At 64.3% G+C, this 12,921-nt stretch carries 11 protein-coding genes; 5 read left to right on the forward strand and 6 right to left on the reverse strand.

The annotated features are described in order from the left end of the window. Positions 1-49 precede the first annotated feature (49 nt). From QA640_RS40645 to QA640_RS40670, 6 genes are all read right to left on the reverse strand, one after another. A complete protein-coding gene (locus tag QA640_RS40645) occupies positions 50-427 on the reverse strand; it encodes an endonuclease domain-containing protein (RefSeq protein ID WP_349253765.1) in 378 nt (125 codons plus the stop codon). Positions 428-673: 246 nt separating this feature from the next. Next, complete coding sequence (gene pimD, locus QA640_RS40650) at positions 674-1,816, reverse strand: pimeloyl-CoA dehydrogenase small subunit (RefSeq protein WP_283038215.1); 1,143 nt, start codon at positions 1,814-1,816, stop codon at positions 674-676. Between the two features lie 207 nt (positions 1,817-2,023). Further along, positions 2,024-3,214 (reverse strand): pimeloyl-CoA dehydrogenase large subunit, encoded by a 1,191-nt coding sequence (gene pimC, locus QA640_RS40655; protein ID WP_283038216.1) that lies wholly within the window; start codon positions 3,212-3,214, stop codon positions 2,024-2,026. 56 nt (positions 3,215-3,270) lie between these two features. Beyond that, complete coding sequence (locus tag QA640_RS40660) at positions 3,271-4,458, reverse strand: acetyl-CoA C-acyltransferase (protein WP_283038217.1); 1,188 nt, start codon at positions 4,456-4,458, stop codon at positions 3,271-3,273. Beyond that, on the reverse strand, positions 4,455-6,140 hold the full coding sequence (gene pimA, locus QA640_RS40665) for a dicarboxylate--CoA ligase PimA (protein WP_283038218.1): 1,686 nt from the start codon (positions 6,138-6,140) through the stop codon (positions 4,455-4,457). Before pimA ends, QA640_RS40660 begins: the two co-directional genes overlap by 4 nt. 193 nt (positions 6,141-6,333) lie before the next feature. Beyond that, positions 6,334-8,430 carry a 3-hydroxyacyl-CoA dehydrogenase NAD-binding domain-containing protein gene (locus QA640_RS40670; RefSeq protein WP_283038219.1) on the reverse strand — a complete coding sequence of 699 codons (2,097 nt, stop codon included), beginning with the start codon at positions 8,428-8,430 and terminating at the stop codon, positions 6,334-6,336. A 132-nt stretch (positions 8,431-8,562) separates the two neighbouring features. On the opposite strand from QA640_RS40670, the gene QA640_RS40675 reads away from it, so the two are divergent. The 5 genes from QA640_RS40675 to QA640_RS40695 all read left to right on the forward strand — a co-directional run bounded on the left by QA640_RS40675 (position 8,563) and on the right by QA640_RS40695 (position 12,917). After that, positions 8,563-9,429, forward strand: a complete 867-nt coding sequence (locus QA640_RS40675) for an IclR family transcriptional regulator (protein ID WP_283043042.1) — start codon at positions 8,563-8,565, stop codon at positions 9,427-9,429. Positions 9,430-9,495: 66 nt separating this feature from the next. Next, entirely contained in the window at positions 9,496-10,293 is a 798-nt protein-coding gene (locus QA640_RS40680; protein WP_283038220.1) for an ABC transporter ATP-binding protein, read from the forward strand. Then, positions 10,290-11,003: an ABC transporter ATP-binding protein gene (locus QA640_RS40685; protein ID WP_283038221.1), complete on the forward strand. Its 714-nt coding sequence runs from the start codon at positions 10,290-10,292 to the stop codon at positions 11,001-11,003. Before QA640_RS40680 ends, QA640_RS40685 begins: the two co-directional genes overlap by 4 nt. Positions 11,004-11,016: 13 nt before the next feature. Then, entirely contained in the window at positions 11,017-11,895 is an 879-nt protein-coding gene (locus QA640_RS40690) for a branched-chain amino acid ABC transporter permease (protein WP_283038222.1), read from the forward strand. Between the two features lie 2 nt (positions 11,896-11,897). Beyond that, the gene (locus QA640_RS40695; RefSeq protein WP_283038223.1) at positions 11,898-12,917 is read left to right on the forward strand and encodes a branched-chain amino acid ABC transporter permease; all 1,020 of its coding nucleotides are present in this window, start codon (positions 11,898-11,900) and stop codon (positions 12,915-12,917) included. Positions 12,918-12,921: the final 4 nt, after the last annotated feature.

Here is a 12,921-nt window from a genome sequence, read left to right on the forward strand (position 1 = left end):
GCGAACCGACCCTCCCCCTCCAGGGGAGAGTGAACAGCAACTCGAAGCTCTACCTGCGGGTATGCTTCAGTCGAACAGCTTCCGCATCGCGTGATTGATATAGTTCGATATAGATGCGTTCGAGAATTGAATTCAGGTCAGCCGTGACCTCAGAATTCCAGAATCGGATGACGCGATAGCCTTCCTTCTCAAGCCAGAGTTGACGTTTGTAGTCTCGTTTGGCCGTCTCGTCTTCGTTGTGGTGGCCGCCGTCAAGCTCAATGATCAGTCGCTTGGCCGGACAGAGAAAGTCGACGACATAGGGACCGATCGGCGCTTGCCGCCGGAAGTGCGAGCCTTCCATCGGAAGCTCCTTGAGAGCACGCCACAGCAGCCGCTCATGCGGTGTCGTATTGTCTCTCAGCTTCTTCGCGGCGGCGCGTCGGATCGATGTTGAGACCATCTCTGCGGCTTCACCCCACCCCGCTGCGCATTACATGCGCAGCGACCCTCCCCCTCCAGGGGAGGGTGAAGTGAAGCGTCGTCTCAGCACAATTGCAAGTGGTAGTCTGCACCGCCGCCGGGGGCGCGCGCCACTTGGCGCGAGCCGGAATCCATCTCATCGCGCGTGATGCCGCACGATGAATCCCGGGCTCATCGCTTCACGATGCCCCGGGATGACAGTCTTCGTGGATCAGATCAACCCGCCCGCGTCCGCGACGCGGCGCTGATGGTATTCCGTATCACCAAACGTGTTCTCGATCATGGTCAGGCGCTTGAAGTAGTGGCCGATCTTCGCCTCCATGGTCATGCCGATGCCGCCGTGGAGCTGGATCGACTGCTGGCCGACGAACTTCAAGGACTTGCCGATCTGCACCTTGGCCGCCGCGATCGCATTGGAGCGCTCGCGTGCGTCCTCGAAATCGCTCGCCATGGTCGCGAACATCGACATCGAGCGGGCCTGCTCGGTGGCGACGAACATGTCGGAGGCGCGGTGCTGGAGGCTCTGGAACGAGCCGATCGCGACGCCGAACTGCTTGCGCGTCTTGATGTACTCGACGGTGGTCTTGAGCGATTCATCCATCAGGCCGACCGCTTCCGCACAGAGCGCGACGCGGGCCTCATCGACGACGCGTTCGATCAGCGCGAGCGAATCCTCGGGGTTTCCGATCGCCGCATCGGCGCCGACCTCGACACCGGTGAGGGTGATGTCGGCAGCGTGCAGGCCGTCCTGTGTCGGATACGACTTCCTGGCGACGCCCTTGGCGTTCGCGGGCACCAGGAACACGCCGACGCCAGTCTTGTCGCGGCGGTCGCCCTTGGTGCGGGCGGTGACGACAAGCGTGTCGGCGTTCTCGCCGTTCAGCACGACGAACTTCTCGCCGTCGATGACCCAGCCGCCGCCCTTCTTCTTCGCCGAGGTTGCGACGTCGAAGAGATCGTAGCGAGAGTTCTTCTCGAGCTGCGCAAACGCGAGCGTCTGGCTGCCGTCGATGATGCCGGGCAGGTGCGCCGCCTTCTGCGCATCCGAGCCGCCATGGCGCAGGAAGCCGCCACCGATCACCACGGTTGCGAGATAGGGCTCGAGCACCAGCGCTTTGCCCAGCGCCTCCATCACGATCATGGTCTCGACGCCGCCGCCGCCGAAGCCGCCATCGGCTTCCGCGAAGGGCAGGCCCAAGAGCCCCTGCTCGGCGAGCTTGCCCCAGACGGCTTTGCTCCAGCCGCCCTTCTCCTTCATGTACTTCTTGCGGCTCTCGAAATCGTAGGAATCGGTCAAGAGGCCCTCGACGCTGTCCTTGAGAAGCCGCTGCTCCTCGGTCAAATCAAAATCCATCTGTCTCTCCAAAAATCGACGCAGGGCTCTTCGCCTACCGTCGCCTTGTCCTCAGACGTCATCCCCGCGAAGGCGGGGATCCAGTAAACGCAACCGCCTGCCGTAACCACCACCGCCGCGGCGTACCGGGTCCCCCGCCGGAGCCTGTCATCCGGCCGGCCAAAGGCCGGATCGGTTGGCGGGGAACGACACCATTTGTTGCGTCCCTCAAAGCCCCAGCACCGCCTTGGCGATGATGTTGCGCTGGATCTCGTTGGAGCCGCCGTAGATCGAGACCTTGCGATTGTTGAAGTAGCTCGGCGCGATCTGCGCGGTCCAGTCCATGGCTTCGTTCGAGCCATCGTCGCCGTGCACGTCGTAAGGCGCGGCGAACGGGCCGATGACCTCCATGAGCAACTCGGTCGTGGTCTGCTGGATCTCGGAGCCCTTGATCTTGAGCACCGAGGACGCCGGATTGGGCTTGCCCTTGCCGTGCTTGCCCTCGTCGGCGACGACGCGGAGCTGCGTGAGCTCCAGCGCCTTCAGCTCGATCTCGCACGCCGCCAGCTTCTCGCGGAAGGCGGCATCCTGGATGATCGGCTTGCCGCCGGACTCGACCTTCGAGGCCAGCTCCTTGATGCGGCGAATCCGCTCCTTGGAGACGCCGACGCGGGCAATCCCGGTGCGCTCATTGCCGAGCAGGAATTTCGCGTAGTCCCAGCCCTTGTTCTCTTCGCCGATCAGGTTCTCGATGGGCACCTCGACGTCGTCGAAGAAGACCTCGTTGACCTCGACGCCGCCGTCGATGGTCTGGATCGGGCGCACCGTGACGCCCTTCGACTTCATGCTGAACACGATGAAGGAGATGCCCATCTGCTTCTTCGCGTTCGCATCGGTGCGGCAGAGGCAGAAGATCATGTCGGCGTGCTGCGCCAGCGTGGTCCAGGTCTTCTGGCCGTTGATGATCCACTTGTCGCCCTTGCGCTCGGCCTTGGTCTTCAGCGAGGCGAGGTCCGAGCCCGAGCCCGGCTCGGAAAAGCCCTGGCACCACCAGTCGTCGACATTGGCGATGCGCGGCAGATACTTCTTCTTCTGCTCCTCGTTGCCGAAGGTGTAGATGACCGGACCGACCATGCTGACGCCGAAGGCGAGCGGCTGCGGTGCCGGATAGGACTGGAGCTCTTCGTTGAAGATGTAGTGCTGCACGCTGGTCCAGCCCGTGCCGCCATACTGCTTCGGCCAGTGACTGACGCCCCAGCCCTTCTTGTTGAGGATGCGCCACCAGGCGACCATCTCGTCCTTCGAGAGGTGGCGGCCCTCGACCAGCTTGCGCCGCGTATCCGGCGGCACGTTGTCGCGGAAGAACTGCCGCACTTCCTCGCGAAACGCCTGCTCTTCTTTCGTGAATGCGAGATCCATCGGATCCTCCTGTGAACTTCCCTTCGTCGTCCTGACGAAAGCCAGGACGACAGTTGTTACTGCAGCACCTCGAACAGTCCCGCCGCGCCCATGCCGCCGCCGACGCACATGGTGACGACCGCGTATTTGGTCTTGCGGCGGCGGCCTTCAATCAAAGCGTGGCCGGTCAGGCGCGCGCCCGACATGCCGTAGGGGTGGCCGACCGAGATCGCGCCGCCATTGACGTTGATCTTGTCGGGGTCGATGCCGAGCCTGTCGCGGCAGTAGAGCACCTGCACGGCGAACGCCTCGTTCAATTCCCAGAGGCCGATGTCGTCGACCTTGAGCCCGTGACGCTTGAGCAGCCGCGGCACGGCGAACACCGGGCCGATGCCCATCTCGTCGGGCTCGCAGCCGGCGGAGACGAAGCCGCGGAAGATGCCGAGCGGCTTCAGGCCGCGCTTGGCCGCTTCCTTGTCACTCATGATCACCGAGGCGCTGGCGCCGTCCGACAGCTGGCTGGCATTGCCGGCGGTGATGGTAAAGCCCTCGCCGCGCACGGGCTTGAGGCCGGCGAGGCCTTCGGCCGTGGTCTCGGGACGCGGCCCTTCGTCCTGCGAGAGCGTCACGTCCTTGAACGAGACCTCGCCGGTTGCCTTGTCGGTCACGGCCATCTTGGTCGTGACCGGCGCGAGTTCATCCCTGAACTTGCCGGCCTGCTGCGCGGCCGCAGTGCGGCGCTGGCTCTCCAGCGAATACTCATCCTGCTTCTCACGCGAGATGCCGTAGCGCTTCGCCACGACCTCGGCCGTGTCGATCATGGGCATGTAGACCTCGCCCTTGATCTTGAGCAGCGCCGGATCCTGGGCGTGGAAGGCGTTCATCTTGTCGTTCTGCACGAGGCTGATCGACTCGCCGCCACCGCCGACCGCGATCTCGACGCCGTCAAAGATCACTGATCGCGCCGCAAGCGCGATCGCCTGCAGGCCCGACGCGCATTGCCGATCGATCGTGGTGCCGGCGACGGTGACCGGCAGGCCGGCACGCAGCAGCGCCTTGCGCGCGATGTTGCCGCCGGTCGAACCCTGCTGGAGGGCGGCGCCCATCACGACGTCCTCGACCTCCTTCGGATCGATCTTCGCACGCGCGACGGCCTCGCCGATCGCGTGACCGAGCAGCGTCGCGCCCTCGGTGTTGTTGAGCGCGCCGCGATAGGCCTTGCCGATCGGCGTGCGGGCGGTGGAAACGATGACGGCGTCGGTCACGAGCGGACTCCTGTAGCGCTTTGCTGAGGGGATTGAGATGGTTTTTGCTGCTGGCGCAATTCATGGCGCGACAGCTTGCCGACCGGCGTGCGCGGCAGCTCGTCGACGAACTCGACGGCAGCCGGCAACTCATGCTTGCCGACCTTGCCGGCGAGGAACGTGCGCAGGTCGTCGATCGAGAACGGCTTTGCATCCGCCTTGAGCTTGATGAAGGCTTTTGCCGCCTCGCCGCGATACTGGTCGGGAATGCCGATGACGATGACCTCGTGCACGCCCGGATGCGTATAGATCGCCTGCTCGATCATCTGCGGATAGACGTTGAAACCGCCGGAGATGATCATGTCCTTCTTGCGGTCGACCAGGAAGAAATAGCCGTCGGTGTCGCGATAGCCGATGTCGCCGGTGAGGAAGCGGCCATCGGCAAAGGACTCCGCGCTCTCCTTCGGCTTATTCCAATAGCCCTTGGTGACGTTCGGGCCCTTGATGCGGATCTCGCCGACCTCGCCCGGCGGCAGCACCTTCATGGGATCGTCGAGCGACACCACGTCGAGCTCGATGCCGGGCAGCATCAGTCCGATCGAGCCCGGCTTTTCCGGGCCGGTGGGCGGATGGCTGGTGCCGGGCGAACAGGTCTCGGTCATGCCCCAGCCGCTCTTCAACTTCTTGCCAACCTTACGCTCGAAGAAATTCGCCACCTCCACCGGCAGCGGTGCACCGCCGGAGCCGATCATGGCCAGCGAGGTGAAATCGCGCTTGTCGAGATCGGGGAGCGCCGCGATCGCGATCCACATCGTCGGCACGCCCGGAAAGTAGGTCGCGCGCTTGACCTCGATGTCGCGCATGACAGCCTCGACGTCGAAGCGCTGGTGCAGCGAGATCAGATTGCCGCGGCGGAGCGAGGACAAGAGAACGACGGTGAGCGCATAGATGTGGAACAGCGGCAGCACACAGATCACGCGTTCGATGACGTTGCCGCGCGCCGCGCGTCCCGGCTTGCCCCAGACGTCGTAGATCGACACCGCCGAGGTGAGATTGCCATGCGTGAGCATCGCGCCTTTCGGCAGGCCCGTGGTGCCCCCTGTATATTGCAGCAGCGCGACGTCGTCGGCCGTGACGACCGGCCACTGCGCCGGTTTGACCGCGCCGTCGACGAAGGCTTTGAAAGTGATGATCCTGGGATCGGCGGGGATTGCGGCTTGCGGCGTGCCGACCTTGCCCCAATGATCGTCCTCGCAGACGACCAGGCGGTCGATCAGGCCCTTATCCAGGAATTTCAGTGCGGTCGGCAGCAGCGCTGCGAGGTTGGATGTCACCAGCACGCGCGAACCGGAATCCGAGACCTTGTGCGTCAGCGCAATCTCGCCGTCGAGCGGAGAGAGATGCGCGACCCGGCTACCTGCCTTCAGCGCGCCGAAGAAATTGACGGGATGGTCGGGCGTGTTGCCGAGGAACAGCGCGACGGAACTGTCCTTGCCGCAGCCGGCGCGCAGGAAAGCGGCGGCGGCGGACTCCGCCATCGCTTCCAGCTCGCTGTAGCTGATCGGACGATCACGGAATTCGAGCGCGGCGCGCGCGCCGAAATCGGCCGCGGCTTTCGAGAGGAGATCAGGCAGCGTGCCCTGGACGATGGTGTCGTCCCAACGCACGCCTTCGGGATAGAACTGTTCGCCGGGATGGGTCATGGGCGGTCGATACTCTGCAAAGCGATCGCAACAATGTCGCGTGAGGCGGGCAGAAGCGCACGGGCTCCCTTCCCCCTTGCGGGGAAGGGTTGGGGAAGGGGGTGCCACGAACGCCGACGTCGCCTGGGGCTACCCCCCTCCCTGGCCCTCCCCCGCAAGGGGGGAGGGAACGGAGAGAGTGTGCCAGCGGCCATCACGCCGCTTTCGATTCGGCAGCGAGCGAGGCGAAGGTCTTGCCTTCCGCCGCGAGCTTCTTCAGCAGCGGCGCGGGCTCGAGGCTCGGGTCGTTGGTCTCCCTGGCGTAGACCGACAGGCGATCGGCGATGTGCTTGAGGCCAACCGTGTCGGCCCAGTACATCGGGCCGCCGCGATAGATCGGCCAGCCGTAACCGTAGAGCCAGACCACATCGATATCCGACGGACGGGCCGCGATGCCCTCCTGCAGGATCTTCGCGCCTTCGTTGATCATCGGGTACATCATGCGCTCGAGGATCTCCTCGTCGCTGACGACGCGCTTCTTGCGACCGAGGCGCAGCAGCGTCTCGTCGATCAGCTTCTCGACCTCGGGATCGGGCAGCGGTGCGCGCGAGCCGGCTTCATACTTGTAGTAGCCCTTGCCGGTCTTCTGACCGAAGCGGCCGGCTTCGCAGAGCGCGTCCGCGATCTCCGACTTGATGCCGCGGTCCTTCCGCGAGCGCCAGCCGATGTCGAGGCCGGCGAGATCGCCCATCGCGAATGGGCCCATCGGCATGCCGAACTTGGTCACGACAGCGTCGACCTGCTGCGGCAGCGCGCCTTCGAACAGCAGTTTTTCCGCCTGCTTGCCGCGCTGCGCCAGCATGCGGTTGCCGACAAAGCCGTCGCAGACGCCGACCACGGCCGGCACCTTCGCGATCTTGCGCGCGATGGTGACGGCGGTCACCAGCGCATCCGGCGCGGTCTTGTCGGCGCGCACGATCTCGCAGAGCTTCATGACGTTGGCCGGCGAGAAGAAGTGCATTCCCAAAACGTCCTGCGGGCGCTTGGTCGCCTTCGCGATCTCGTCGATGTTGAGATACGAGGTGTTGGAGGCGAGCACGGCACCCGGCTTGGCGTATTGGTCGAGCTTGCCGAACACTTCCTTCTTCACCGCCATGGTCTCGAACACCGCCTCGATGACGAGGTCGGCATCGCCGACGTTCTCGATGCCGACAACGCCGTTGATCAGCGCCATGCGCATGGCAGGCGCGTCAGCCGGGATGCCGCCGCGCGCGGCCGTCGCTTCCCAGTTCTTCTGCATGATGCCCATGCCGCGCTTGAGCTGCTCTTCGCCGGTCTCGATCAGGGTCACGGGAATGCCGGCATTGGCAAAGGACATCGCGATGCCGCCGCCCATGGTGCCGGCACCGAGGATGGCGACGCGCTCGACGGGACGCGACTTGGTGCCTTCGGGCACGCCTGCGATCTTGTTGGCCTCGCGCTCGGCGAAGAACGCGTAGCGCTGGGCCTTCGACTGATCGCTGGTGAGGAGCTTGAGGAAGCCTTCGCGTTCCTTCTTGAGGCCTTCGTCGAACGGCAGGTCGATGGCATAGCCGACGGCGTCGGCGGCCGCGAATGGCGCCTCCAGGCCGCGCGCCTTCTTGGTCATGGCGGCGACCGCATTGGTGAACATCGAGCGGTCGGCCTTGGCCGCGGCGATCTTGCTGTCGTCATCGCGCAGGCGTCGCAGCGGACGCTTCTCATTGAGCAGCTTGCGGACGAAGGCTTCGGCGCCGAGCGTCGGACCTTCGACGATCTCCTCGATCAGGCCGTTCTTGAGCGCTTCCGCCGCGCCGATCGGATCGCCGCCGACGATCATCTTGACCGCGAGTTCCGGGCCCACCGCGCGCGGCAGGCGCTGGGTGCCGCCGGCGCCGGGCAAGAGGCCGAGCTTCACTTCGGGCAGGCCGCACTTTGCGTCCTTGGTCGCGACGCGGAAATGACAGGCCAGCGCAACCTCGAGGCCGCCGCCGAGCGCGGTGCCGTGGATCGCGGCGACCACGGGCTTGGGCGAATTCTCGATCTCTGCGAGCACGTCGTTGAGTGCGGGCGGCTTCGGCGGCTTGCCGAACTCGGTGATGTCTGCGCCGGCAATAAACGTGCGGCCCGCGCAGGTCAGCACGATGCCCTTGATGGCGGGATCGGCGACCGCCTGCTTGACGCATTCCAGGATTCCGCCGCGGACGGCCGCGCTGAGTGCGTTCACCGGAGGGCTGTTGACCGTGACGACTCCGATCTCGTCATGACGCTCAAGTTTGACCACTTCGCTCACGGCATACCCTCCCGGTTAAGGATCTACTTTTGCTTCAATTTCGCAGTGCGGAATTTAATTTCGCATCTTGACGGCAGGGTTATTTTGAAGCACGAGCCTTGTCAACGACTCCGCGCAAGAAGCAGATCAGGGATGAAGCGTACAGGAAAGAAACCAGCGACTGATCGGAACTTCGTCGTCGCGCTTTCCCGCGGGCTCGATGTATTGCGCGCATTCCAACCCAATGACGGACTTCTCGGCAATCAAGAGATTGCGGCCCGTACGAATTTGCCCAAGCCAACCGTCTCGCGGCTGACTTATACGTTGACGAAGCTCGGTTATCTTACACCGGTTCCCCGCTTCGAAAAGTACCAGCTCGCGCCGGCCGCGATGGCGCTCGGTTACGCGGCGCTGGCCAATCTCGGCATTCGACATCTGTCCGAGCCGTTTCGCGAGGACGTGATGCGCGCCACAGGCGGCGCGGTCGCGGTCGGCGGTCGGGACCGCCAGAGCATGATCTATTTCGGGCAGAGCCGGGGCAGCGAGACGGTCGGCGTTCAACTTGACGTCGGCTCCCGTGTGCCGATTGCAACCAGCGCGATGGGTCGCGCCTATTTCTGGGCGCTGGACGAAGAGGAACGCGCTTCGCTTCTGCGCGACCTGCGCGAACATTACGGCAGCCGCTGGCCGAAATTGCGCGACGGGCTCGAACGTTCCGGCGAGGTCGTCGCGAAATACGGGTTTGCGATCTCGGTTGGCGACTGGCACGACGACATCGGCGCCGCCGGCGTCGCACTCAGGCTGAACGACGGAACCGGTCCCTACGCTTTCAACTGCGGCGCGCCCGCATTCCGCTTCACGGAAGAGCGTTTGATCACCGACATTGGACCACGTCTCTTGGCGATGGTAAGGAACATCGAAGCGGCGCTCGGCGGAATTGCGCCGCAATTCAAAAAAGAAGCCGGCAAGAAGCTTAAATCAGGAGGAAAAGTTGCACGTGTGGCCGAGGGGATCAGATAGCCATCGTCGTTGCAGAGGGCGTTTCGTGTCGCCCTCCGGCCCACTCAACGCTGTGGGCGAGACGAGATGACGCAGGCACAGCTCGCGCAGGGGAATTCTCCTCTGCTCGCGGTTCGCGACGTCAGCGTCGTGTTCGGCGGCATCGTCGCGCTCAACGGCGTGTCGTTTGACATGCACAAGGGCCAGATCCTCGGGCTCATCGGTCCCAACGGCGCCGGCAAGACCACACTGTTCAATTGCCTGTCCCGGCTCTACCAACCCTCGTCCGGCGACATCCTGATGGAAGGCGCGAGCATCTTGACGCGCCCGCCGCACCGCATCGCCGAGATCGGCATCGGCCGCACCTTCCAGAACGTGGCGCTGTTCCCCAACCTCTCGGTGATGGACAATGTGCGCGTCGGCACGCATGCGCGCACCTCAAGCGACATCATCAGCGACTCCCTGCGCCTTGCGTGGATTCGTCGCAGCGAGTCGAGCGTCAACAAGAAGGTGCACGAGATCCTCGCCTATCTCGACCTCGAGGACGTCGCCCACAACACCGTCTCCGGCCTGCCATTCGGCACGCAGAAGCGCGTCGAGCTGGCGCGGGCGCTGGCGGCGGATCCAAAGATCCTGCTGCTCGACGAGCCGGCCGGCGGCCTCAACCACGAAGAGGTCTACGTGCTCGGCGACCTGATCCGCCGCATCCGCGACGACCGCCACATGACCGTGCTGCTGGTCGAGCATCACATGGGCCTCGTGATGTCGATCGCTGATCACGTCGTGGCGCTGAATTTCGGCAAGAAGCTCGCGGAAGGCACGCCCGCCCAGGTGCAGGCGGATCCCGACGTCATCAAGGCCTATCTCGGGAGCAAGGACCAATGACGATGCTGCTCAACGTCAAGGACCTGCGCGCCTTTTACGGACAGGTGCAGGCCCTTCACGGCCTGTCCTTCTCGCTCAACGAGGGCTCGCTGACGACGCTCCTGGGTGCCAACGGCGCCGGCAAGACCACCACGCTGCGCGCGATCTGCAACATGGTGCGCTCCACCGGCGCGATCGAGTTCGACGGCAAGCCGCTCGCCAGCCGCTCGACCGAGAATATCGTGCGCTTCGGCATCGCGCATGTACCGCAGGGCCGCGGCACCTTCACCAACATGACGGTGGAGGAAAATCTTCAGCTCGGAGCCATCACCCGCAACGACAATGCCGGCATCGTCTCCGACATCGAGCGCATGTATGCGCATTTCCCGGTGCTGAAGCAGCGACATACCCAGCAGGCCGGCACGCTGTCGGGCGGTGAGCAGCAGATGCTCGCGGTTGCCCGCGCGCTGATGCTGCGGCCGCGCCTGATGCTGCTGGACGAGCCGTCCTTCGGGCTTGCGCCGCTGGTCGTGCGCGACCTCTTCAAGATCCTCGGCAAGATCAACCGCGAGGACAAGGTCACGATCCTGGTGGTCGAGCAGAACGCGCAGCTCGCGCTCGAACTGGCCGACCAGGCCTATGTGATCGAGACCGGCCGCATTGTGATGTCGGGCAATGCCAAGGACATCGCGAACAACGAAGAAATCCGCAAATCCTATCTGGGTTACTGAGGGAGCCGGGACGATGGAGCTGTTCACCAACCAGGTCCTGGCCGGCATTGCCACCGGCGCGATCTACGCCTGCATGGCGCTCGCGGTGGTCATGATCTACCAGGCGATCGATCATCTCAACTTCGCGCAAGGCGAGATGGCGATGTTCTCGACCTTCATCTCCTGGCAGTTGATGCAATGGGGCGTGCCCTATTGGGGCGCCTTCGTGCTGACGCTGGTCTTCGCTTTCATCGGCGGCGTCGCGATCGAGCGCATCCTGTTCAAGCCGCTGGCAAAAGCGCCGATCCTGACCAATGTCGCCGGCTTCATCGCGCTTTTTTCCATTATCAACTCCTCGGCCGGTCTGATCTGGGACTTCACCATCAAGCAGTATCCCACCCCGTTCGGATCCTCGCCCTTCCTCGGCAGCCAGCTCATCTCGACCCACCAGGCAGGCATGATCGGCGTCACCCTGCTGCTGCTGCTCGGCCTGTTTTTCTTCTTCCAATACACGCGGATCGGGCTCGCCATGCGGGCGGCGGCCTCGCTGCCTGAATCGGCCCGGCTGGTCGGCATCAACACCAGCTGGATGATTGCGCTCGGCTGGGGCATGGCGTCCGCGATCGGTGCGATCGCCGGCATGCTGATCGCACCGGTCGTGTTCCTCGAGCCCAACATGATGGTCGGCGTCCTGCTCTACGGCTTTGCCGCAGCCGTGCTCGGCGGCCTGACCAGCCCGTTCGGCGCTGTTGTCGGCGGCTTTTTGATGGGCATCTTCGAGAACCTCGCCGGCACCTACATCCCCGGCGTCGGCAATGAGCTGAAACTTCCGATCGCCCTCGCGCTGATCATTTCCGTCCTGGTCGTCAAACCCGCTGGTCTGTTCGGCCGGCACGTCGTCAAGCGAGTTTGATCATGAGCGCAGCAGAAGAAATCGTCGCGGAAGGCCACCAGGCCGTCGAAGCCGTTCCGAAGCGGGCCATGACGCTGGGCACGACCACCTCGCTGGTGGTGCTCGCAGCGCTCCTGATCGTCCCCCTGTTCGCCAAGAACTTCATCATCTTCCAGTTGACGATGCTCCTGATCTACGGGCTCGCTGTACTGGCGCTGAACATCCTGACGGGGGGTTCGGGGCAGTTCTCGCTCGGCCAGAGCGCGTTCTATGCCGTCGGCGCCTACATCACAGCGGTGCTGATGGAGCAGTTCAACGTCAACTATGCGCTCACGCTGCCGGTTGCCGGGGTGATCTGCTTCGGCTTCGGTTTCCTGTTCGGCCAGCCGGCGCTGCGGCTGTCCGGCGTTTATCTGGCGCTTGCGACCTTCGCGCTCGCGACCGCGATGCCACAGCTCCTGAAGCTGAACTTCCTCGAGCACTGGACCGGCGGCGTTCAGGGCCTCGTCGTCACCAAGCCGGACGCCCCGTTCGGCCTGCCGATGGGCCAGGACATGTGGCTCTACTACTTCACGCTCGTCGTTACCCTCGCGATCTATATCCTCTCGGTGAACCTGTTGCGCTCCCGCTCGGGCCGCGCCTTCATGGCGATCCGCGACAACGAGATCGCGGCCTCGTCGATGGGCGTCAACGTCGCCTTGTACAAGACGCTGGCCTTCGGCGTCTCCGCCGGCATCACCGGCGTCGCCGGCGGCCTCAGCGCGATCGCCGTGCAGTTCGTCGCGCCCGACAGCTACAGCTTCACGCTCGCGATCTCGCTGTTCCTCGGCATGGTCGTCGGCGGCGTCGGCTGGCTGCCCGGCTCGTTCGTCGGCGCGGCTTTCATCATTTTCGTGCCGAACATCGCGGAGAGCATCTCCAAGGGACTCTCGGGCGCGGTGTTTGGCGTGCTGCTGTTCCTCGTCATCTACCTCGTGCCGCACGGTGCAAGGCAGGTCGCGATCATCGGCCAACAGTTGATTGGCAAACTCAAGAAGAACTGAAACG

The organism is Bradyrhizobium sp. CB82, assembly GCF_029714405.1.
In the GTDB taxonomy this organism is placed as follows: Bacteria; Pseudomonadota; Alphaproteobacteria; order Rhizobiales; family Xanthobacteraceae; genus Bradyrhizobium.

Excerpts from the sequence above, each read along its gene's own strand:
- pimD (WP_283038215.1), bottom strand. The coding sequence starts at position 1,816 with ATGGATTTTGATTTGACCGAGGAGCAGCGGCTTCTCAAGGACAGCGTC.
- pimC (WP_283038216.1), bottom strand. The coding sequence starts at position 3,214 with ATGGATCTCGCATTCACGAAAGAAGAGCAGGCGTTTCGCGAGGAAGTG.
- pimA (WP_283038218.1), bottom strand. The coding sequence starts at position 6,140 with ATGACCCATCCCGGCGAACAGTTCTATCCCGAAGGCGTGCGTTGGGAC.
- QA640_RS40675 (WP_283043042.1), top strand. The coding sequence starts at position 8,563 with ATGAAGCGTACAGGAAAGAAACCAGCGACTGATCGGAACTTCGTCGTC.
- QA640_RS40680 (WP_283038220.1), top strand. The coding sequence starts at position 9,496 with ATGACGCAGGCACAGCTCGCGCAGGGGAATTCTCCTCTGCTCGCGGTT.
- QA640_RS40685 (WP_283038221.1), top strand. The coding sequence starts at position 10,290 with ATGACGATGCTGCTCAACGTCAAGGACCTGCGCGCCTTTTACGGACAG.
- QA640_RS40690 (WP_283038222.1), top strand. The coding sequence starts at position 11,017 with ATGGAGCTGTTCACCAACCAGGTCCTGGCCGGCATTGCCACCGGCGCG.
- QA640_RS40695 (WP_283038223.1), top strand. The coding sequence starts at position 11,898 with ATGAGCGCAGCAGAAGAAATCGTCGCGGAAGGCCACCAGGCCGTCGAA.